This is a genomic window from Streptomyces sp. NPDC001549 (assembly GCF_042894025.1).
GTDB lineage: Bacteria > Actinomycetota > Actinomycetes > Streptomycetales > Streptomycetaceae > Streptomyces > Streptomyces kutzneri.
Map to the genome: position 1 here is coordinate 438,221 of NZ_JBIAVJ010000003.1, position 20,295 is coordinate 458,515.

Consider the following 20,295-nt stretch of genomic DNA (forward strand, 5'->3'; position numbering starts at 1 on the left):
GCACGCGATGCCGTGGGTACCGTGGTGGCCCTAGGCCTGGGCCGGGGCCTTGCTCGGGTCTTCGTCCTCCGGGAGCTTGAGGACGTGTTCCAGGAAGAGGGCCGCGGCGATGACCGCCACGCCCGCCAGGACCGAGAAGCCGGCGTACCAGGCCTGGTCACGGCGGGCGGGGACGTCGAGGGCGTCGGTCAGCAGGAAGACGCCCACACCGCCGTACATGCCCGCCACCAGCGCCGCCACCAGGGCACTGGCCTGGCCGAAGACCACCGCGCGGGCCGCCATCAGCGGCTCCACGCCCTTGGCGCCCGGGCGGCGCTCCCGCTGGGCCTTGAGGCGGGCGCGCATCGACAGGGCCGTGGCCAGCAGCACCGCCGCGATGACGCCCAGGACGATCGGCGCGGCCAGCGGAACGCCCGGCAGGGTGCCGTACGCGTTCCACAGCCTGGCACCGGCCCAGGACAGGACCCCGGCGACCACGAAGATGCCCGCCAGGACCCCCGGCCTCAGTTGCTTCAATTGCCCGTTCCCCACTTTCAGCGAGTAGCCGTGAACAGGCTACTAACGACTACTCGGGGAGGTGGAGTTCCAGGTCGGGGCGCGGCGCCACGCCGACCAGGCCGATTTCGGCCAGCAGCGCCGTGACCGGGCCGCGGCCCGGGATCTGGGCCTCCGGGTCGATGTCGTGCCAGGGGGCCAGTACGAAGGCACGCTGGTGGGCGCGCGGGTGCGGGAGGGTGAGGACCGGGTCGTCGGAGACCCGGTCGGCGTACGCGACGATGTCGACGTCGATCGTGCGCGGGCCCCAGCGCTCCTCGCGGACGCGGTCGAAGGCCTCCTCGACGGCGTGCGCGCGCTCCAGGAGCGAGGACGGCGGCAGAGTGGTCTTCACGGCGACGACCGCGTTGAGGTACGAGGGCTGCGAGCCGGGCTCGATACCCCACGGCTCGGTCTCGTAGACGGGGGAGACGGCCTTGACCCGCATGCCGGGGGTGTCGCCGAGGGCGTCGATGGCGCCCTGCAGGGTCTCCAGCCGGTTGCCGAGGTTCGCGCCGAGCGCGATCACGGCCCATTTGGGGTTGGACAGGGTCACGTCCGCCGCGTCGACCGTCTCGACGACGGAGGCGGGTACCGGCTGGACGGTGGGGTCGCTCGGTGCGTTCAGTCCGTTGTTCATGCGCGGCTCCGGGTGATCGTGATGGTCACGTCGTCGAAGGGGACGGTGATGGGCGCGTCCGGCTTGTGGACGACGACCTCCACCTGTGCCACCGCTTCGTGCTTGAGGCACTGCTGGGCGATTCGCTCGGCCAGGGTTTCGATCAGGTCGACGGGCTCACCCTGGACCACGTCGACGACCTCCTCGGCGACGACCCCGTAGTGCACGGTCTTCGCCAGGTCGTCTCCGGCCGCCGCGGGGCGGGTGTCGAGGTGCAGCACGAGGTCGACGATGAAGGTCTGGCCTTCCTCGCGTTCCCGGGGGAAGACGCCGTGGTGCCCGCGAGCCTTGAGGCCGCGCAGCGCGACACGATCCACGCGAATCACTCCTGCTTTGGTAGGTGCTTCCGGTCCCGGGGCTCCCCGGGGCCATGGCTGCGCCGAGTGCGGTCGGCGTCGTCCGTCTTCGAATTTACCTGCGAAATACTCCGGATCCCGCCGGAGGGGTCAGGAGGCGTCCTCCTCCTCGTCCTCGTCGGACTCCGTGAGGACGGGAGAACCGTGGTGGGACCAGAGCCGCCAGCCCTCGGATGTGCGTCGGAACACATTCGTCGCGACGACCAGCTGACCGACGAGCGGGCCGAGTTCCCCGCCGTCCTCGGCGGGGCCGCCGCTGAGGATGTTCTCCGTACATGTGACCAGGGCGGTATCACCTATTACGGCCACTTTGGTGTCGGTGAGGAAGAACTGGATGTAGTCGGTGTGCGACATGATGAGCGCGTACGAGCGCAGGACCTCGCCGCGGCCCGAGAGCACCGGCCAGCCGGGGTGGACGCAGGAGATCTCGTCCTCCAGCCAGAGCGCCGACAGTGCGTCGAAGTCCCCCCGCTCCATTGCCTCGTAGAAGGCCGTGTTGACCTCTTCGACCGCCTCGATGTCGGTTCTGCTCACGGTGCTCCTTGTCGGTGGGTACGGATCAGAGTGCGCCTTCCACGGCACGGGCCACCCGAACCGCGTCCGCGGTCGCCCGTACCTCGTGCACCCGTACGGCCCAGGCGCCCTGATGGGCGGCGATCGCGGAGACGGCGGCCGTGGCGGCGTCCCGTTCGCGGGCGGGCGGCGGGGCGCTGTCGGCCCCGCCGGCCAGGACCCGGCCGAGGAAACGCTTCCGCGACGCGGCGACCAGCAGCGGGAAGCCTAGGGCGCGCAGCTCGGGCAGGTGGGCGACGAGGGCCAGGTCGTGCTCGGCGTTCTTGGCGAAGCCGAGTCCGGGGTCGACGAGGAGCCGCTCGGGGGCGATTCCGCCGGCCACGACCGCGTCGATCCGGGTCCGCAGCTCGGCGGTGACCTCGGCGAGCACGTCGTCGTAGACGGCGAGGCTGTTCATGCCGGCACTGAAGCCGCGCCAGTGCATCACGACGAAGGGCACCTCGGCGGCGGCGACGGCCGGGATCATCCCGGGGTCGGCCAGGCCGCCGCTGACGTCGTTGACCAGGGCCGCCCCGGCCTCGACGGCGCGGGCGGCGACGGTGGCGCGCATGGTGTCCACGGAGACGGTGACGCCTTCGGAGGCCAGGCCGCGGACCACGGGGACGACCCGGCGCAGCTCCTCCTCCTCGTCGACGCGGGAGGCGCCGGGGCGGGTGGACTCGCCGCCGACGTCGACGAGGTCGGCGCCGTGCTCGACCAGGTCGAGGCCGCGCTTGACCGCGGCGGTGGTGTCGAACCAGCGACCGCCGTCGGAGAAGGAGTCGGGGGTGACGTTGACGACGCCCATGACCGCGCAGCGGTCCCAGTCCGGCAGACCTGCGACCCGGCCCCTGCCGGTGGCTCCGCGCTTCGTGTTCATAGGTCCAAGGGTAGGGCTGACCTGGATACGACAGGGCCCCGGCGTCTCGCGACCGCCGGGGCCCTGGACGGGCGCTTGCCGGTGGTTACGCCGCCTGGACCTCGCGCTCCGCCTGCTTGGGCACGGCCGTCATGTGGGTGTGCGTGCAGGTGCGCACCGGCTTGGGACGGCGGCGGCTGGCGAAGAGCCGGGGCAGGGCCACGGTGACGAAGCCCTCGGCCTGCATCACGGCGAAGCCGATGCGGGGCAGGTCGCGGGAGGTGCGGTAGACCATGAAGCGCGGCTCCCAGCGGGGGCGGAACTTCTCGTTGAACTTGTAGAGCGACTCGATCTGGAACCAGCGGGAGAGGAAGACCAGCAGGCCGCGCCACATCCGCAGGACCGGGCCGGCGCCGATCTTCTCGCCGCGGGCGAGGGCCGCGCGGAACATCGCGAAGTTCAGCGAGACCTTCTCGATCTTCAGGGCGGGGGCGGCCTGGAGGGAGGCGACGATCAGCAGCTCGTTCATGCCGGGGTCGGCGGCGCGGTCGCGGCGCATCAGCTCCAGCGACATGCCGTCGGTGCCCCACGGGACGAAGTGCAGGACGGCCTTCAGGTCGCCGAACGGGCTGGTGTCGCCCTCCTCCACGCGGTGCGCGGTGGCGATGAAGCAGTCGCCGTCGCCCTCCTCGCCGACCCGGCCCAGGGCCATCGAGAAGCCGCGCTCGGTGTCGGTGCCGCGCCAGGCCTCGGCCGCGCCGCGGACCCGCTCCAGCTCCTCCTCGGTCAGCTCGCTGACCCGGCGCACCTGGGTGGTGTAGCCGTTGCGCTCGATGCGCTTCACCATCTGGCGGACATTGCGCATGGGACGGCCTGCGAGGGAGAAGTCTTTGACATCGACAATCGCCTCGTCACCCAGCTCCAGGGCGTCCAGACCGGTCTCGCGGGTCCAGACCTCGCCACCGGTCTCGCTGCAGCCCACGACGGCCGGGGTCCACGAGTGAGCCTTGGCCTCCTCCATGAACCGCTCGATCGCGCCGGGCCAGGCCTCGACGTCGCCGATGGGGTCGCCGGAGGCGAGCATCACACCGGAGACGACGCGGTAGGTGACGGCGGCCTTGCCGCTGGGGGAGAAGACGACGGCCTTGTCGCGGCGGAGCGCGAAGTGGCCGAGCGAGTCGCGGCCGCCGTGCTTGGCCAGCAGTTCGCGCAGCTTGCCCTCGTCGTCCGCGGTGAGCCGGGCGGCCGGGTGCTCGGGGCGGAAGGCCAGGTAGATGGTGGTGAGGGCGGTCAGCATGCCGAGGGCGCCGAGGGAGTACCCGACGGTCCAGGACACCTGGCCCGCGTAGTCGACGGGGCCCTCGAAGCCGAAGAGGCCGTAGACGACGTGCGTGATCTGCTCGTACAGGCTGGGGTTGCCGACGACCCGGTTCGGGTGGACGTTCACGATGAGCAGGCCGAGCCCGATGGAGCCGGCGCTCATCACGACGAAGTTGGCGAGGGCCTTCCAGCGGCTGCGCGGGTCGGGCAGCGCCTTGAATTCACTCTGGTGGCGCAGCAGCAGCACGAAGAGCACCGCCGCGATGATCACGCCGGGGATCGAGTGCCGGTAGAGGAACTGCGCCACGGCACCGGCCGGCAGCAGCACGACCGCCGCCCGCCAGGCCCGGCGCTTGTGGCGCTTGAGGCCGTGCGCGAGCAGCAGGAGCAGTACGCCCGCGCTGATGGCGAGGGCCGCTGCGAACGGCCCGAAGACCGGCAGCACCTCCGCCAGCGCGTGGATCCGGCTGTGCCGGAAACGCGGGAACACCCCTGCCGCGATGTCCAGAAGGCCGACGATCATGACGGCCGTACCTACCAGGCCGGGCACCGACTCCGACTGTGGGCCTCGGAGGATTCGGCGGACCCTGCTCGGAACCTGTCCCGACTTATCGCCATCTATCCTGCTAGACATCGCTTCCCGTTGCTCCGCGAGAGATACATGTGGCCGAAGGCCGCGACAGCCTCCGGTGTGTGGTGCGTCCCTTAGGACGACATCGACGAGGAGCGGGTTCACTCTTTCGTCGGAAAAAAACAGTCCTGCCACCAGAAAGTCGACTTACTGCTCATGGGTCTCACCAGTAATACGGTTCTGGCGCTGGCCATCTTCGCCGGTGTGCTGCTCTTCGCAGCCACGGTGTGGTTCTGGCCGAAGCTCTCGGGCCGCACCTGGCGCGCGTTCGCCGGCCGGATCGGGCTGCTGCTGGCGACCCAGCTGGCGCTGTTCTCGGCTGTGGGGCTGGCGGCTAACAAGTCGTTCCTCTTCTACGGTTCCTGGGCCGACCTGCTCGGTCAGGAGACGTCCATGGGCAAGGTCGTCGACCACTCGATGAGCAGCAAGGACATCAAGGTCGTCGACAAGCAGAAGCTGGACGTACCCGGTGGCGCCAAGCCCCAGGTCGGTGGTCAGATCCTGAAGGTTGCCATAACCGGGCAGAAGTCGAAGATAACGAGCCCCGGCTACGTCTGGCTCCCGCCGGAGTACTTCCAGCCCCAGCACAAGGACCAGAACTTCCCTGCGTCCATCGTCCTGACGGGCTACCCGGGCACCGCCGAGAACCTCATCAAAGGGCTCGACTACCCCATGAAGGCCTTCAGCCTGTCCAAGTCGGGCAAGATGAAGCCGATGATCCTGGTCATGCTGCGTCCGACCGTGGCGCCGCCGCGTGACACCGAGTGCGTCGATATACCCGGCGGCCCGCAGACCGAGACCTTCTTCGGCGAGGACCTCCCGCAGGCCATCACGGACACCTTCCGGGTCGGCAAGAAGCCCCAGAACATGGGCTTCATCGGCAACTCCACGGGCGGTTACTGCGCCCTGAAGATCGCCGCGCACTACCCGCAGACCTTCGGCGCCGCCGCGGGTCTGTCCGCGTACTACGACGCCCCGGACGACCCGACGACCGGTGACCTGTTCCACGGGGACGAGAAGCTGAAGAAGCGTGCGGATGTGCTGCACAGCATCGAGCACAAGAAGCCGAGCGGTACGTCCTTCCTCGTGACCAGCAGCGAGAAGGGCGAGCCGAACCTCACCGACACCAGGAAGTTCATCAAGAAGGTGCAGGGCCCGGACCGGGTCTCCTCCATCATCCTCGACAGCGGTGGCCACAACTTCAACACGTGGCGACGGGAGATCCCGCCGATGCTGATGTGGATGAGCAACCGCATCGAGGCCTGACCCGCCTCGCGCCGACAGCCCGACACCCGGCGACACCCGGCGCCCCCGACCGCCCGACGCACCCGTGACCGGCCTCCCGAGGCCGGTCACAGCCGTTTCCGGGGCCGCCCGGCGCCCTGCCGGCCGAGGCCTACGCCTCCTGCAACTGGGCCCGGCGCAGTGCCCGGTGGACGCCCTCCGGCGTCAGTACGCCGACCAGCGCGCCGGATTCCGGGTCCGTGACCCCGATCCGCCCCGAGTCCTCCTGCAGCAGGGCGGCGAGCGCCTCGCGCAGGGTCGCGCCCAGCTCCACCGAGGCCGCCGGGTCCTTCCCCTGCGCCGCGGCCAGGTCGGCCGCCTCGACCGCGGTGACCGCGAGCCGCTTGAGCCCCCGGTCGGAGCCGACGAAGGAGGCCACGTACTCGGTGGCGGGCGCCCCGAGCACCGCCGCCGGGCGGGCGAACTGCTCGATGGTGCCCGTGCCGTAGACCGCGATGCGGTCGCCGAGCCGGATCGCCTCCTCCAGGTCGTGGGTGACCAGCAGGATCGTCTTGCGCACGGTCCGCTGCAGGGTCAGGAACTCGTTCTGCAGCCGCTCGCGCACCACCGGGTCCACCGCGCCGAACGGCTCGTCCATCAGCAGCACCGGCGGATCGGCGGCGAGCGCGCGGGCCACGCCGACGCGCTGGCGCTGCCCGCCGGACAGCTGCTCCGGGTACCGGCCCCCGTAGACGGAGGGGTCCAGGCCCACCAGCTCCAGAAGTTCGGCCGCCCGGGCGCGGGCCTGTGCCTTCGGGGTGCCGATCAGCTGCGGCACGGTCGCCGTGTTCTCCAGCACCGTCTTGTGCGGGAACAGCCCGACCTGCTGGATGACGTACCCGATCCGGCGGCGCAGCTCGACCGGATCGGCGGCCGCGATGTCCTCGCCGTTCAGCAGGATCCGGCCGGAGGTCGGGTCGATCAGCCGGTTGACCATCTTCATCGTGGTCGTCTTGCCGCAGCCGGACGGTCCCACGAGCGTGACCAGCTCACCCTCCGCCGCCTCGAAGGACAGGTCCTCGACGGCTGTCGTCCCGTCGGGGTAGCGCTTGGTCACATGCTCGAATCGGATCACAAACCCATCTTTCCGCACGCCGGCCGCTGATTTGTGAAGGGCGTGTTGCCCCACTGCGAAGGATTCCGGCCATTGAGGGTGGTGGGGGTTAGGGTCGCTGTGACGGGTGATCGTGACGACGTACGTTCGAATGGCGGGGGGTGGGGGGCATGGCGGCGCAGAACTGCCTGGTGGCGAACGACTGGATCTGCTGGGACTACGTCACCTCCCGCTCCCAGGAACTCACCGACGCCACCCTCGAACACATCTGGATCACGGGCGTGTCGGTCCTGATCGGCATAGCCGTGTCCGTGCCGCTCGCCCTGCTGGCCCGCCGCGGCCGCCACTGGGCGGCGCCCGTCCTGGGCCTGACCACCCTCCTCTACACGATCCCCTCGCTGGCCATGTTCTCCCTGCTGCTGCCGGTCTTCGGGCTCTCGGCGGCGCTGGTGGTGACCGGGCTGGTGCTGTATTCGCTGACGATCCTGGTCCGCAACGTCCTGGCCGGCCTGGAGGCCGTCCCCGAGGACGTACGGGAGGCCGCGCGCGGCATGGGATACGGCCCGGGGCGCCTGCTGTGGCAGGTCGAGCTGCCGCTCGCGCTGCCCGCGCTGCTCGCCGGGGTCCGGATCGCCACCGTTTCGACGGTCGCGCTGACCACGGTCGGCTCCATCGTCGGCAAGGGCGGCCTCGGCAATCTCATCGCCCCGGCCGTGAACAGCTCCTTCAAGGCCCAGGTGCTCACCGCCTCGGTGCTGTGCGTGCTGCTCGCGCTCGTGGCCGACCTGCTGCTGCTCGGCGCACAGCGGCTGCTCACCCCGTGGACCCGGGCCGGTGCCGGTACCCGGGCCGGTGCCGGTACCCGTGCCGGCGCGGGTGCCAGGCCTGCGGCTCCGGCTTCGGCTCCGGCTCCGGCTCCGGCGAAGGGAGCCTGAAGCCGTGGGCGTCATCGGAGGGGCCTGGGACTGGCTGGCGAACGGCGCCAACTGGTCGGGCGAGAGCGGTGTCTGGCACCGGCTCGGCGAGCACGTCTACGTCAGCGCGGTCGCGCTCGCGATCGCCTGCGCGGTGGCGCTGCCGATCGGCCTGTTCCTCGGCCACCTCGGCAAGGGCGGCACCCTCGCGATCAACGTCTCCAACATCGGCCGGGCCGTCCCCGTCTTCGCGGTGCTGGCGCTGTTCATGGTCTCCCCGCTGCGCAACGCCGGCTACCTGCCCACCATCGCCGCGCTCGTCCTCTTCGCCGTCCCGCCGCTGCTGACCAACGCCTACGTCGGCATGCGCGAGGTGGACCGCTCGGTCGTGGAGGCCGCCCGCGGCATGGGCATGTCCGGGATCCAGCTCTTCCTGCGTGTCGAACTGCCGCTCGCGCGGGCCATGGTGATGACCGGGCTGCGCTCGGGCGCCGTACAGGTCATCGCCACGGCCACGATCGCCGCCATGGTCGGCCAGGGCGGCCTCGGCCGGATCATCACCGCCGGCTTCAACACGTACAACACCCCGCAGGTCGTCGCGGGCGCCCTGCTGGTGGCCGCGCTCGCCCTGCTGGTGGAGGGTGCGCTGGTGGCGGCGGACCGGCTGCTGCTGCCGCGGGCGGCGGCGTCCCGCTGATTCCTGTCCATCGCCTCGAACGGAGTACCTCCATGACCAAGACCACGCGCGTCCTCGGCGCGTCCCTGGGCACCCTGGCCCTGACGGTGTCGCTGGCCGCGTGCGGCGGCGACAGCCTGGAGAAGAGCAAGGACGGCGGCTCGGCCTCCGCCGGCTCCTCCTCGTCCGCGGGCGGCGGCAAGGGCAGCCTGGTGATCGGCGCGGCCGGGTTCACCGAGTCGAACGTGCTGGCCGAGCTGTACGCGCAGATCCTGAAGGACGCGGGCTACAGCACCTCGGTCAAGACGGTCAACAACCGCGAGCTGTACGAGCCGTCCCTGGAGAAGGGCGAGATCGACGTCGTCCCGGAGTACGCGGCCACGCTCGCGGAGTTCCTCAACGCCAAGGTGAACGGTCCGAAGGCGCCCGAGGAGAAGCCGGCCGCCTCCAGCGACGTCGCGGCGACGGTGGCGGGCCTGGAGAAGCTCGCGGCCCCGCTCGGCCTGAAGGCGCTGGCCGCCGGTGAGGCGGTCGACCAGAACGCATTCGCCGTGACCAGGGAATTCGCCCAGAAGAACAACCTGAAGACGCTTTCCGATCTTGGCAAGTCCGGACTCAAGGTGAAGATCGCGGCGGGCGACGAATGCAGCGTCCGGCCCTTCTGCGCGCCGGGGTTGACCAAGACGTACGGAATTCAGGTTTCCGGGATCGACCCGAAGGGCGTCGGCACCCCGCAGGCCAAGCAGGCGGTCAAGGACGGCGCCGACCAGCTCGTGCTCACCACGACCACCGACGCCACCCTCGACAGCTACGGCCTGGTCCTGCTGGACGACGACAAGAAGCTCCAGAACGCCGACAACGTCCTGCCGGTGGTCAACGCCAAGGACGCCGGAACCCCGGAGGTCGCCGCCGCGCTCGACAAGCTGACCAAGGCGCTCACGACGGCCGATCTGGTCGACCTGAACCGCAAGGTGGACGCCGAGCGCGCCAAGCCGGCCGACGTCGCGAAGGCCTACCTGGAGTCCAAGGGCCTGCTGAAGAAGTAGCGCGCACGGGGTTGATGGAGAAAAGTGGCTTAACTGCCCGGCAAGAGTTTGCCGGGCGGGTATCCCACTGGACCCCCATGCCCTGTAAATTTCGGGCCATGCCCCGTGGACGCCACCGCAATCCCGAACCCCTGCACCGGCTGCTCACGCCGACGACCGTGGCCGGTGTGTCCGTCGCCGCCGCCGGCGCGGCCTGGCTGCCGGCGGAACCGATGGCGCTCCGGCTCCTCGTGGCCGTCGCGGCGGCGGCCGGGGTCGCCGGCGCCGTCGTCATGCGCGCCTGGGACCGCTCGGCGGGCCGCCGCGTCGCCGAGCTCGCGCGCGAGCGCGTCAAGGACGAGTGGCGGACGGACGAGCGGATAGCCGAGCTCGAGTCCGACCTCGAAGAGGCCCGGATGCTGCGGGCCAGGCTCGACGCCAAGCTGCGCGCCAAGCGGGTCGAACTGGCGGGCCTGCGCGGCGAGCACGCGGCGCTGCTGCGGCGGTACGCGACCGCCGAGACCGAGCGCGCCAGCGCCCTGGAGGGCCGCCGGCTGCTGGCCATCGAGGCCTCCGCGGCGCCGGCCGCCGCGCCGAAGGAACTTCCGGCCGTCACCGAGGAGCGCACCTCGGCGGGCGCGCCCACCGAGGTCGGCTACTCCAGGGCCCACTCGGCCCTGGAGGCGCTGGCCCGCAGGCGGGAGGCGCGGGCGCTGCCCGCCGGGCCGTCGGCTCCGGAGCCGGATCCCGGTCCCGGCCGTGGTCACGCTCCCGCTCCCGCTGCCGCACCCTCGCTCCCGGCGCGCCGTCCGGCGGCCGCGGTGGCCCCGTACGCGGCCCAGCGGCGTACCGCCTCGCGCGTCGAGGGCGGCTTCGACTTCTTCGGCACCAAGAACGCGGCGCAGGCCCGCGCGGTGATCGAGGCGGTGCAGAACGAGGACCTGGCCGACGTGGTCGGCGCGGAGGCCCTCGCGGTGCACAAGGCCGAGTCCGCCCAGGCCGTGGCCGAGCCGGAGTTCAAGCCGGCGACCGACGAGACCCGCGCGGTGGGCCAGGTCATCGACCTGACGGCCCATGACGAGACCGAGCCGATCGACGTGGCCCGGCTCCGTACCGCGATCTCCTAGACAGCCCTTAGGCCTGTCGCTCCTGCCCGGCCGGCCCCCGGGGTCAGTCCCGGTACGAGGCCACCAGCCGGGCCAGGTGCCGGCCCGCCACCAGGAGCGGGGTGCGGCTCATGGTGACCTGTGAGGTCGTCTCGGCGCCCTCCAGGGTGTTGATTACGGTGATCGCCAGGTCGCGGGCCTCCGCCTCCGGGTAGCCCGACGCCAGGAGCTTCGCGGCCACCAGGTGCTGCCAGTTGGCGAAGGCCTGGGCGCAGGCCGCCTGGAGCTCCGGGAGGCGGCCGACCGTCTCCAGGGCCGTGGCCGTCACCGGGCAGCCGTCCCGCCAGTCGGAGGCCTCCAGCGCCTGTGCGAGCGCGGCGGCTACGCCCTCGACCGCCTCCGCGGGGTCGGTGTGGGCGGCGAGCCCGGCGCGGAGCAGCTCCGCGAACTCCTCGTCGCCGAAGTGGATCGCGGCCACCGCGAGCTCCTGCTTGCCGCCCGGGAAGAAGTGGTACAGCGAGCCGAGGGTGGCCTCGGCCTCGCGGACGAGCTGCTTGACCGGGGTGTTCTCGTATCCGCCGTGCTGCATGAGGCGGGATGCGGTGCGCACCAGCCGGTCGCGCGTCCCGGGTGCTGTGGTCGTCGCTGCTGTTGCCATGGGCGTGATCCTACCGCCGAATCTAGATAGAGCGTTCATTCTAGTCCCGTGCTACGGTCGTCCCGAGCGCTGGATAGAGCGTTCGTTCTAGACGATGCGTTGGGGGAGAACTCCGTCATGAACCAGATCCGTACCACCCGGGCCCAGGACGCCAAGGTCACCGTCGTGGGCCTCGGCCCGATGGGCCGCGCCATGGCCGCCGCCTATCTCGACGCCGGCTTCGAGGTCACCGTGTGGAACCGCAGCACGGGCAAGGACGACGAGCTCGTCGCCCGCGGGGCCCACCGCGCCGCCGACGTCGCCGAGGCCGTCGCCGCGAGCCGGCTGACCGTGCTCAGCCTCATCGACGTCGAGGCCGTGTACGGCACGCTCGGCGACACCGACCTCGGCGGTCGCGTACTGGCCAACCTGTCCTCGGACGTCCCGGACAAGGCCCGCGCCGCCGCCCGGTGGGCCGAGGCGCGCGGGGCCGCGTACCTGACCGGCGGGGTCAACGTGCCGCCGACCGGCATCGGCCGGGAGGGCTCCTCCGTCTTCGTCAGCGGCCCGCGGGAGGTCTACGAGGAGCACCGCGCCGCGCTCGACGTGCTCGCCGCCACCGACTACCGGGGCGCCGACCCCGGCCACGCACAGCTCTACTACCAGCTCAACATGATCCTCTTCTGGACCGCCTACACCGGCTGGTACCAGGCCGTCGCCGTCGCCCGCGCCAACGGGCTGACGGCGGCGGACATCCTCCCGTACGCCGGCTACACGGCCGACAGCATGCGCGGCTTCTACACCGGGGGCGCCCCGCTGATCGACGCCGACGAGCACGGCGGCGAGCACCAGCGCCTCGCGATGTGCGCCGCGAGCGTCGAGCACATCCTGCACACGGCCGCCGACTCCGGTGTGGACACCGGGATCCTGACCGCGCACGCCGAGCTCTACCGGCGCGGTGTCGAGGCGGGCTTCGGCGCGGACAGCAGCTCGCGCCTGATCGGCCTGCTGAGCGGCACCCCGGCCTGAGGCCCTAGCTGGACCGGGCCTGGCGGATCGAGTCGAACCAGCGGACCACCTGCGGTGCCGAGCGCACCGCGGTGGCCGTGTGGTCGGCGTCCAGGCCCTGGTCCACGACCTTCGCCCGGACCCCGTGGCGGGCCAGATCGGCGGCGCAGGCGCGGGAGTTGGCGATCGGTACGTCCGTGTCGCCCCCGCCCGCGTAGAGGCGTACGGGCACGGCGGGCTTCCAGTCGCAGACGCCGTCGTTGGCCCGTATGGCCTCCAGCAGGGCCCCGCGCGGGCTGCGGACGTTCTCGGTCCACTGCGGGGTCAGCAGCTCCTGCGGCGTCGCCGGGAGCGCGGCCACGATGTCCTGCGGCTGGTGGCTCCCGTCGAACAGGCCTTCCACAGCCTGTGCATAGGGCGCGCGGAACACCTCGGCCGGGTCCTTGTAGAGCGGGTGGAGCCGGTTCTGGGCCGTGAGGAAGTACGAGAGGCAGAAGACGCCGACGCGCGGATCGACCCGGCCGTCGGTGAGCCCGGGGAACTCGCTGCCGAGCAGGTCGTGCGGCCCGGCCAACCCCCGCCCGACCGGCGGTCAGGGGAAGGCCAGGACGAGCGTGACGGCCATCAGCTCCAGGGACAGTTGCACGGCCAGGGCGACCCGCCCCACCCGCACGGGCGCCGCCGTCGCGACGACGAAGGACACCACCACGGCGGCGAGCAGCGCCCCGAAGGCCGCGACCGGGAAGGGCGCGCAGCCGGTGTCGTTCACGAAGCAGCGGCCGCCCTTGTCGGTGGCGAGCATGAGGATCTTCGCGACGAAGAGGGCGGGCAGGAACAGCAGGGCGGCGAGCCCCGAGCGCCACCGGATCCGGGACGCGGAGGCGGTGGCGGGCTGTGGCGTCGGGGTCATGCCACCACAGTGCCGCGGGGGCGCCGTACGGGGATCCGCGCGGGTACTCAGCCCGCGGGGGCCCCGTACTCAGGTCCCCGGCTTCCCCGCTGCCCGGCTCCCCCGGCTCCTCAGAACAGCGGCAGCTGCCCGGAGTGTTCGGCCAGTACGAAGCCGTCCAGGGCCGGCGCGGAGGCGCCGAGCACCACCCGGGCCCGGGATCCGGGGCAGGACACCAGGTCGCCGCGCCCCCGCCCGGAGGGCGGATCGTGGCGGGCGATCCGTCCGGCGGTGACGGCGCAGTCGCGGCCGCAGGAGGGGCAGGCCCGGCGGGGAGAGTGGGACATGGCGCCCAGTCTGCCCTGCCGCACCGACATCAGTCCTGCTGCGAGGCGAGCCAGGCCTCGTGCGCCCGCTGCACCCGGTCCCACAGCGCCGCCCGGTCCGCCGGCGTCAGGTCGTCGAGCTCCCGCCCGAAGACCGTGGCCATGACCTCGAAGAGCTCCTCCGGGGAGGTCAGTTCCCGCTTGTCGCGCCCGCCCTGCGGGTCGATGTGGAGCAGGATCCTGCCGTGCAGCCGGTCGACGGCCCCGGCGTTGCGCCGCAGCATGAAGAACGACTGCAGGAAGGGGGAGTCCTCGGCGGTGGACAGACGCAGGTGTTCGTCCTCGAAGTCGGCCATGGCCGCGGGGGCCGAGCGGAAGTTCATCGCGGGGAAGGGCGAGTCCTCGTTGAGGAAGGTCCAGCCCGTGTCGGGCCCGTCCGCGCCCCCGAGCGGCCGCAGGCCGTACCGGAAGCCCCGCTCGTACCGGCCCTCGCGCAGGGGCAGCGGCTCGGGCGGACCGTCGCCCAGGCCGACGTCCACGAGGAAGGCCTGTCCGTCGATCCGTACGGTCAGGGTGAGGTGGTCGCCGCTCACCTCCTGGGAATCCGGATCCGCGCTCATGCCCCCGAGGTGACGCGTCACGTCGTACCCGAGGTGCTCCAGCAGCGCCGCGAAGGCGCCGTTGAGGTGGAAGCAGTAGCCGCCGCGCCCGGCGACGATGCGGCGCACGGACAGCTCGGGGTCGATGCCCGGCGGCCGGCCCAGCTGGATCTCGGTGTTCTCGAACGGGATCCGCTCCAGATGGGCCCGCGTGAGCGCGAACAGCCCTTCGGCGGAGGGGGATCCGGGTTCCGTGATGCCGATCCGCCCGAGGTACGCGGCGTATATGCCAGAAATGATCATGGGATCACCCTAGATCGGGCATTTCCCCCGCGGCGGGCTATTTGTCGATGTCGCCGACCACGAAGAAGAGCGAGCCCAGGATCGCCACCATGTCGGCGACCAACTGCCCCGGCAGGAGCACGGCCAGCGCCTGGATGTTGTTGTACGAGGCGCTGCGCAGCTTCAGCCGGTACGGGGTCTTCTCGCCCTTGGAGACGAGGTAGTAGCCGTTGATGCCGAGCGGGTTCTCGGTCCAGGCGTACGTGTGCCCCTCGGGCGCCTTCAGGACCTTGGGCAGCCGCTGGTTGATCGGCCCCGGCGGGAGGTCGTCCATCCGGTCCAGGCAGGCCACGGCCAGGTCGAGCGCGTTGTGGGTCTGGTCCAGCAGGCACTCGAAGCGGGCCAGGCAGTCGCCCTCGGTGCGGGTGATCACCTTCAGGACGTCCTGGAGCTCGCCGTAGGCCAGGTACGGCTCGTCGCGGCGCAGGTCGAAGTCGACACCGGAGGCGCGGGCGATCGGGCCGGAGACCCCGTACGCGTGCACCGCCTCGGCGGACAGGACGCCGACCCCGCGGGTGCGGGCGCGGAAGATCTCGTTGCCGCGCACCAGGTCGTCGTAGACGTGCATGCGGGTGTTGACGTCGGCGATCGCGGCGCGGGCCCGGCCGAGCCAGCCGGCCGGGAGGTCCTCCTTGAGGCCGCCGACGCGGTTGAACATGTAGTGCATACGGCCGCCGGAGATCTCCTCCATGACGGCCTGGAGCTCCTCGCGTTCCCGGAACGCGTGGAAGATCGGAGTGATTCCACCCAGTTCGAGGGGGTACGAGCCGAGGAACATCAGGTGGTTCAGCACCCGGTTCAGCTCGGCCAGCAGCGTCCGCATCCACACGGCCCGCTCGGGGACCTCCATGCCGAGCATCCGCTCGACCGCCATGACCACGCCCAGCTCGTTCGAGAACGCGGACAGCCAGTCGTGGCGGTTCGCGAGCATCACGATCTGCCGGTAGTCGCGGGCCTCGAAGAGTTTCTCCGCACCGCGGTGCATGTAGCCGACCACCGGTTCGGCGCTGACGATCCGCTCGCCGTCCAGGACGAGGCGCAGGCGCAGCACGCCGTGCGTGGAAGGGTGCTGGGGGCCGATGTTGAGCACCATGTCGGTGCTCTCCGCCGCTCCGCCGATACCGACCGTGGTCTCCGTCATGCGGGCATTGTCTCAGCCCTAGGGTGGACGCATGGAAACGGGGACGATGGGTGAGACGGACGGACCCGCATGGGTCGGACTGCCGGGCGGGCTGCTCACTCTGCGCCGGACGCTGCTGCTGATATGGACGGTGCTGCTCGCCGTCGTGACCGCCGTCGTGCTGGGGCTGACGCTCGGCCCGGTGTGGGCGGCCCTCGGGGCGTTCTGGCTCGCGGTCCTGGCCTGGGGCTGGGTGTTCCTCGGCCGGAACTGGCGGTCCTGGCGGTACGCCGAGCGCGCGGACGACCTGCTGATCAGCCGGGGCGTGCTGTGGCGGGAGGAGACCGTGGTGCCGTACGGGCGGATGCAGCTGGTGGAGGTCACCTCCGGCCCGCTGGAGCGCCGCTTCGGCCTGGCCTCGGTGCAGCTGCACACGGCCGCGGCGGCCAGTGACGCCAAGATCCCCGGGCTGGTGCCGGCCGAGGCGGAGCGGCTGCGCGACCGGCTCACCGCCCTCGGCGAGGCAAGGTCGGCGGGCCTGTGAGCCCCGGGACCTCCGGTCCGGACGGCACGGACCCCCGCCTCGAAGTACGCGACGCGCAGGCCGCGCCCGAGCCGCCGGCCCTGGGCGGGCCCGTACGTGTGGAGCCCGCCGCAGGCGAACGGTCCGCAGGCGGGTCGCCCGCTGCCGAGCCCGCCGCTGCCGCGCTGCCCGCGGCAGGCCGATCCGTCGCCGCCGAGCCCGCCGCAGGCGACCCGGTGGAGCGCCGACTGCACCCCTTCACCCCGCTGCGCCGCGCCTGGGTGCCGATCGCCGCGACCGTCGGTGTGATCGCCCAGCAGGGCGACCAGGCCGGCAGATGGGTCGCCGACCTGTCCGCCCTCCTGCGGGTGGCGGCGGTGGCGGGCCTGATCGTGGTCTTCGGCGCCTACGGGTTCCTGAGCTGGTGGTTCACCCACTACGCCATCACCGACACCGAACTGCGCATCCGCAGCGGGCTCTTCTTCCGCCGCACCGCGCACATCCGCCTCGACCGGCTCCAGGCCGTGGACGTCACCCGCCCCCTCCTGGCCCGGCTGACCGGCGTCGCCAGCCTCCGGCTCGACGTCATCGGCACCGAGGACAAGGACCAGCTGTCCTTCCTCGGCGAGAAGGAGGCCGTCGCCCTGCGCGCCGAGCTCCTCGCCCGCGCGGCCGGTTTCGCCCCCGAGGAGGCCGTGAGGCTGGGCGAAGCCCCTGAGAACGAACTGCTGCGCGTGACCCCGCGCGAGCTCGTCGTGTCGCTGCTGCTCAACCTGGGGGTCTGGGCCCTGCTGATCCCCGGCCTGACCGTGCCGGCCCTCGTGTGGTGGCTCAGCTCCAGCCCGTGGGCGGCCCTCGTCGCCGTGCTCCCGATGCTCGGCGCGGTCTGGGCGGGCACCGCGGGCCGCTTCCTCACCGAGTACGACTGGCGGGTCGCCGAGTCCCCGGACGGACTGCGCCTGGACCACGGCCTGCTGGACCGGGCGCACGAGACCGTGCCGCCGGGGCGCGTGCAGTGCGTACGGATCGTGGAGCCGCTGCTGTGGCGGCGGCGCGGCCTGGTCCGGGTGGAGCTGAAGGTGGCGGGCTCGAACAACACGGTCCTGATCCCCGTGGCCTCGAAGGACGCCGCCTTCGCCATGATCGCCCGGGTGCTGCCCGGGGTGGACCTGGCGGCGCTGTCCTTCTCCGGCTCCCCGCGGACCGGGTCCCGCTGGGTGGTCCCGGTGTGGTGGAAGGGCTACGCCCTGGCGCTCTCCCCGGAGGTGTTCGCCGCCCGGCACGGCCGCCTGTGCCGGCGTACGGACATCGTCCCGCACGCCAAGGTGCAGAGCGTCCGCTTCACGCAGGGCCCCTGGGCCCGCGCCCGCGGCGTCGCCGACGTCCACGTGGACACCGGCGCGAACTGCACGGTCACGGCCCGGCTCCGACCGGAGCCGGAGGCCGCCACCCTGCTGCACGCCCAGGCCGCACGCTCCCGCACCTCCCGGGCCTCGGCCCGTCCGGACCGCTGGATGACGGAGCCGGGTACGTGAGCCGGGCGAGGCGGATCGGGCGAGGACCGTCTGATCGGGGCACCGCCGCCGACCGGCTCACCGACCCCGACGGCTGGAACGCCACCACCGGCACCACCACCTTCGAGGGGCGCGACGGCAACGACACCCTCGTCAGCAAGAACGGCGGCTTCGACCGGATCACGTGCGGCACCGGCTTCGACAGCCTTGTGGCCGACCAGGCGGCCCTCGACACCGTCCCGGCCGGATCGGGCTGCGAGTTCGTCATCCGCTGACCCCCGCCGGCCACCCACCCACCCACGCACGGCGTTCCCCCGGCCGGCAGCCCGGGGGAACGCCCTGCGGGGCCGGACTACCCGGCTCCGCCACCGCCCGCGCGGACCAGGCCCGTCTCGTACGCCAGGACCACCACCTGGACCCGGTCGCGCAGCCCCAGCTTGGTCAGGATCCGGCCCACATGGGTCTTCACCGTCGCCTCCGACAGGACCAGCCGGGCCGCGATCTCGCCGTTCGACAGGCCCTGCGCGACCAGCAGCATGACCTCGCGCTCGCGCTCCGTCAGCCGCTCGATGTCCTTGTTCTGCGGCTCCTGCGTCGTCGTCGGCAGCATCGGCGCGAAGCGGTCCAGCAGACGCCGCGTCGTGGACGGGGCCACCACCGCGTCCCCGCTGTGCACCGAGCGGATGGCCGCGAGCAGCTCGCCCGGCGGGACGTCCTTCAGCATGAACCCGCTCGCGCCCGCCTTCAGGCCCGAGAAGGCGTACTCGTCCAGGTCGAAGGTGGTCAGGATGATCACCTTCGGGTGCTCCTCCGGCTCGCAGATCCGCCGGGTCGCCTCCACTCCGTCCAGCCTGGGCATGCGGACGTCCATCAGCACCACGTCCACCTTCGTGGCCCGCAGCACCTCCAGCGCCTCCAGGCCGTTGCCCGCCTCGGCGACCACCTCCATGTCCGGCTGGGCGGCGAGCACCATACGGAAACCGGTGCGCAGCAGCACCTGGTCGTCGACCAGCATCACGCGGATGGACATCAGTTACCTCGTCCTCGTCATCTCTTCTTCAGCGGCAGCAGTGCGCTGATCCGGAAGCCGCCACCGGGCCGCGGCCCCGCGTCCAGGGTTCCGCCGACCATACCGATCCGCTCGCGCATGCCGATCAGCCCGTGCCCGGCGCCGTCCGCGCCGCCGTCCTCGTACAGCTCGTGGGCCGCGCCCCGGCCGTCGTCCTCGATCAGCAGGCCGAGCCCGTCGTCGAAGTAGACCAGCCGGACGCTGGCCTTCGCGTCGGGGCCGCCGTGCTTGCGGGTGTTGGTCAGCGCCTCCTGCACGATCCGGTACGCCGTCAGCTCGACCCCGCTGGGCAGCCGTCGCGGCGCGCCCTCGACCTCGAAGTCCACCGCGAGCCCGGCCGTCCGCACCTGCTCGACCAGGACCTCGATCTGCTCGACGTCCGGCTGGGGCACGTAGTCCTCGGACTCCTGCGGCTCGCCGGTGCGCAGGACGCCCAGCAGCCGCCGCATCTCGGCCAGCGCCTGGCGCCCGGTGCCGGAGATGGTCTGGAGGGCTTCCTTGGCCTGTTCGGGGGCCGCGTCCATGACGTACGCCGCCCCGTCCGCCTGGACCACCATCACCGAGACGTTGTGCGCGACGACGTCGTGCAGCTCGCGGGCGATCCGGGCGCGCTCGGCGGCCACGGCCACCTTGGCCTGGGCCTCGCGCTGGTTCTCCAGGCGCTGGTTCCGCTCGACGAGCTGGGCGTAATAGGCCCGTCGGGTGCGCAGGGAGTCGCCCAGTACCCAGGCGAGGGCGAAGGGGACCATGGCGAAGAGCGTGAAGAGGACGTTGTCACGGAAGTCCCCCTTGTCCACCTGGAAGCGCAGGGCGTACAGGGGGGAGGCGAGGAATCCGATGGCGAGCGCGGTACGGGACATCCGGCGCGAGACCTCGGCCGAGGCGGCGACCGTGTACAGGATGATCAGCATCGCCAGGTCGGCGTTGTTCACCTCGGTATGGGTGATCAGCTTGTAGACGCCGGTGCCGGCGGCCACCCAGAACATCGCTTGCGTCCACTTGCGGCGCAGGGCCACCACGAGGCTCATCGAGACCACCGCGGGGACGGCGAGCATCCGTGCGGTGGTGCTGCTGAAACTGTCGTCGGCGACTTGCAGCATCCCGATCCCGAAGAGGAAGACAGCCCAGAAGCTGTCGACGCCCGTCGGGTGTCTGCGGAGGAAGTCGTAGAGGCGCTGCACGTAACCCAGAGTAGGGAACGCAGATAGGTGCTGGAGTCAACCAGAGGTTCGAACCTGACACCGGGGGCGTACTCCCCAAGGTGGACGGAAGCCTACC

24 protein-coding genes are annotated in these 20,295 nt (G+C 71.7%); 9 read left to right on the forward strand and 15 right to left on the reverse strand.

The window, feature by feature from the left end; translation table 11 throughout:
* Nucleotides 1-30 precede the first annotated feature (30 nt).
* The 6 genes from ACFY04_RS07435 to ACFY04_RS07460 all read right to left on the reverse strand — a co-directional run bounded on the left by ACFY04_RS07435 (nt 31) and on the right by ACFY04_RS07460 (nt 4,934).
* Entirely contained in the window at nt 31-516 is a 486-nt protein-coding gene (locus tag ACFY04_RS07435; RefSeq protein WP_389114732.1) for a DUF3180 domain-containing protein, read from the reverse strand.
* Between the two features lie 49 nt (nt 517-565).
* Complete coding sequence (gene folK / locus ACFY04_RS07440) at nt 566-1,174, reverse strand: 2-amino-4-hydroxy-6-hydroxymethyldihydropteridine diphosphokinase (protein WP_389114734.1); 609 nt, start codon at nt 1,172-1,174, stop codon at nt 566-568.
* A complete protein-coding gene (gene folB / locus ACFY04_RS07445) occupies nt 1,171-1,530 on the reverse strand; it encodes a dihydroneopterin aldolase (protein WP_030010912.1) in 360 nt (119 codons plus the stop codon). The genes folK and folB overlap by 4 nt, the downstream gene beginning before the upstream one ends.
* Nucleotides 1,531-1,659: 129 nt before the next feature.
* A complete protein-coding gene (locus ACFY04_RS07450) occupies nt 1,660-2,103 on the reverse strand; it encodes a nuclear transport factor 2 family protein (RefSeq protein WP_389114735.1) in 444 nt (147 codons plus the stop codon).
* Nucleotides 2,104-2,128: 25 nt separating this feature from the next.
* On the reverse strand, nt 2,129-3,001 hold the full coding sequence (gene folP / locus ACFY04_RS07455; RefSeq protein WP_389114736.1) for a dihydropteroate synthase: 873 nt from the start codon (nt 2,999-3,001) through the stop codon (nt 2,129-2,131).
* A gap of 85 nt (nt 3,002-3,086) precedes the next feature.
* Nucleotides 3,087-4,934 (reverse strand): phosphatidylglycerol lysyltransferase domain-containing protein, encoded by a 1,848-nt coding sequence (locus ACFY04_RS07460; RefSeq protein ID WP_389114737.1) that lies wholly within the window; start codon nt 4,932-4,934, stop codon nt 3,087-3,089.
* A gap of 153 nt (nt 4,935-5,087) precedes the next feature.
* On the opposite strand from ACFY04_RS07460, the gene ACFY04_RS07465 reads away from it, so the two are divergent.
* Nucleotides 5,088-6,197 (forward strand): alpha/beta hydrolase, encoded by a 1,110-nt coding sequence (locus ACFY04_RS07465; RefSeq protein ID WP_389114738.1) that lies wholly within the window; start codon nt 5,088-5,090, stop codon nt 6,195-6,197.
* 130 nt (nt 6,198-6,327) lie between these two features.
* Here ACFY04_RS07465 and ACFY04_RS07470 read toward each other — a convergent pair whose 3' ends face one another.
* Entirely contained in the window at nt 6,328-7,290 is a 963-nt protein-coding gene (locus ACFY04_RS07470) for an ABC transporter ATP-binding protein (protein ID WP_389114740.1), read from the reverse strand.
* Between the two features lie 149 nt (nt 7,291-7,439).
* Here ACFY04_RS07470 and ACFY04_RS07475 point away from each other — a divergent pair, with 149 nt between their 5' ends.
* The 4 genes from ACFY04_RS07475 to ACFY04_RS07490 all read left to right on the forward strand — a co-directional run bounded on the left by ACFY04_RS07475 (nt 7,440) and on the right by ACFY04_RS07490 (nt 11,011).
* On the forward strand, nt 7,440-8,204 hold the full coding sequence (locus tag ACFY04_RS07475) for an ABC transporter permease (protein WP_389114741.1): 765 nt from the start codon (nt 7,440-7,442) through the stop codon (nt 8,202-8,204).
* Between the two features lie 4 nt (nt 8,205-8,208).
* Nucleotides 8,209-8,880 (forward strand): ABC transporter permease, encoded by a 672-nt coding sequence (locus ACFY04_RS07480; protein ID WP_389114742.1) that lies wholly within the window; start codon nt 8,209-8,211, stop codon nt 8,878-8,880.
* Nucleotides 8,881-8,912: 32 nt separating this feature from the next.
* Nucleotides 8,913-9,905: an ABC transporter substrate-binding protein gene (locus tag ACFY04_RS07485; RefSeq protein WP_389114744.1), complete on the forward strand. Its 993-nt coding sequence runs from the start codon at nt 8,913-8,915 to the stop codon at nt 9,903-9,905.
* Between the two features lie 98 nt (nt 9,906-10,003).
* A complete protein-coding gene (locus tag ACFY04_RS07490) occupies nt 10,004-11,011 on the forward strand; it encodes a hypothetical protein (RefSeq protein WP_389114745.1) in 1,008 nt (335 codons plus the stop codon).
* 43 nt (nt 11,012-11,054) lie between these two features.
* Here ACFY04_RS07490 and ACFY04_RS07495 read toward each other — a convergent pair whose 3' ends face one another.
* Complete coding sequence (locus ACFY04_RS07495; protein ID WP_389114746.1) at nt 11,055-11,648, reverse strand: TetR/AcrR family transcriptional regulator; 594 nt, start codon at nt 11,646-11,648, stop codon at nt 11,055-11,057.
* Nucleotides 11,649-11,765: 117 nt separating this feature from the next.
* On the opposite strand from ACFY04_RS07495, the gene ACFY04_RS07500 reads away from it, so the two are divergent.
* Nucleotides 11,766-12,656: an NAD(P)-dependent oxidoreductase gene (locus ACFY04_RS07500; protein ID WP_389114747.1), complete on the forward strand. Its 891-nt coding sequence runs from the start codon at nt 11,766-11,768 to the stop codon at nt 12,654-12,656.
* 4 nt (nt 12,657-12,660) lie between these two features.
* On the opposite strand, the gene ACFY04_RS07505 is transcribed toward ACFY04_RS07500, so the two are convergent.
* The 5 genes from ACFY04_RS07505 to ACFY04_RS07525 form a co-directional block, all read right to left on the reverse strand.
* Nucleotides 12,661-13,209 (reverse strand): hypothetical protein, encoded by a 549-nt coding sequence (locus ACFY04_RS07505; protein ID WP_389114748.1) that lies wholly within the window; start codon nt 13,207-13,209, stop codon nt 12,661-12,663.
* A gap of 18 nt (nt 13,210-13,227) precedes the next feature.
* The gene (locus tag ACFY04_RS07510) at nt 13,228-13,545 is read right to left on the reverse strand and encodes a hypothetical protein (protein WP_389114750.1); all 318 of its coding nucleotides are present in this window, start codon (nt 13,543-13,545) and stop codon (nt 13,228-13,230) included.
* A gap of 110 nt (nt 13,546-13,655) precedes the next feature.
* Nucleotides 13,656-13,871, reverse strand: coding sequence for a hypothetical protein (locus tag ACFY04_RS07515; RefSeq protein WP_389114751.1), 216 nt, complete (start codon nt 13,869-13,871; stop codon nt 13,656-13,658).
* Nucleotides 13,872-13,900: 29 nt separating this feature from the next.
* Entirely contained in the window at nt 13,901-14,752 is an 852-nt protein-coding gene (locus tag ACFY04_RS07520) for an arylamine N-acetyltransferase (protein WP_389114753.1), read from the reverse strand.
* Nucleotides 14,753-14,789: 37 nt separating this feature from the next.
* Nucleotides 14,790-15,932, reverse strand: coding sequence for an NADH-quinone oxidoreductase subunit D (locus tag ACFY04_RS07525; RefSeq protein WP_389114754.1), 1,143 nt, complete (start codon nt 15,930-15,932; stop codon nt 14,790-14,792).
* A 31-nt stretch (nt 15,933-15,963) separates the two neighbouring features.
* Between ACFY04_RS07525 and ACFY04_RS07530 the strand changes: the two genes are divergently transcribed.
* Genes ACFY04_RS07530 through ACFY04_RS07540 form a run of 3 tightly spaced genes read left to right on the forward strand, consistent with a single transcriptional unit; the run spans nt 15,964 to nt 18,223 of the window.
* Complete coding sequence (locus tag ACFY04_RS07530; protein WP_389114756.1) at nt 15,964-16,455, forward strand: PH domain-containing protein; 492 nt, start codon at nt 15,964-15,966, stop codon at nt 16,453-16,455.
* Nucleotides 16,452-17,969 (forward strand): PH domain-containing protein, encoded by a 1,518-nt coding sequence (locus ACFY04_RS07535; RefSeq protein WP_389114757.1) that lies wholly within the window; start codon nt 16,452-16,454, stop codon nt 17,967-17,969. The genes ACFY04_RS07530 and ACFY04_RS07535 overlap by 4 nt, the downstream gene beginning before the upstream one ends.
* Nucleotides 17,966-18,223, forward strand: coding sequence for a hypothetical protein (locus tag ACFY04_RS07540; RefSeq protein ID WP_389114759.1), 258 nt, complete (start codon nt 17,966-17,968; stop codon nt 18,221-18,223). The genes ACFY04_RS07535 and ACFY04_RS07540 overlap by 4 nt, the downstream gene beginning before the upstream one ends.
* 77 nt (nt 18,224-18,300) lie before the next feature.
* Here the strand turns inward: ACFY04_RS07540 and ACFY04_RS07545 are convergent, their stop codons facing one another.
* Nucleotides 18,301-18,978, reverse strand: coding sequence for a response regulator (locus tag ACFY04_RS07545; RefSeq protein WP_389114760.1), 678 nt, complete (start codon nt 18,976-18,978; stop codon nt 18,301-18,303).
* 17 nt (nt 18,979-18,995) lie between these two features.
* The gene (locus ACFY04_RS07550) at nt 18,996-20,198 is read right to left on the reverse strand and encodes a sensor histidine kinase (RefSeq protein ID WP_389114762.1); all 1,203 of its coding nucleotides are present in this window, start codon (nt 20,196-20,198) and stop codon (nt 18,996-18,998) included.
* Nucleotides 20,199-20,295 lie beyond the last annotated feature (97 nt).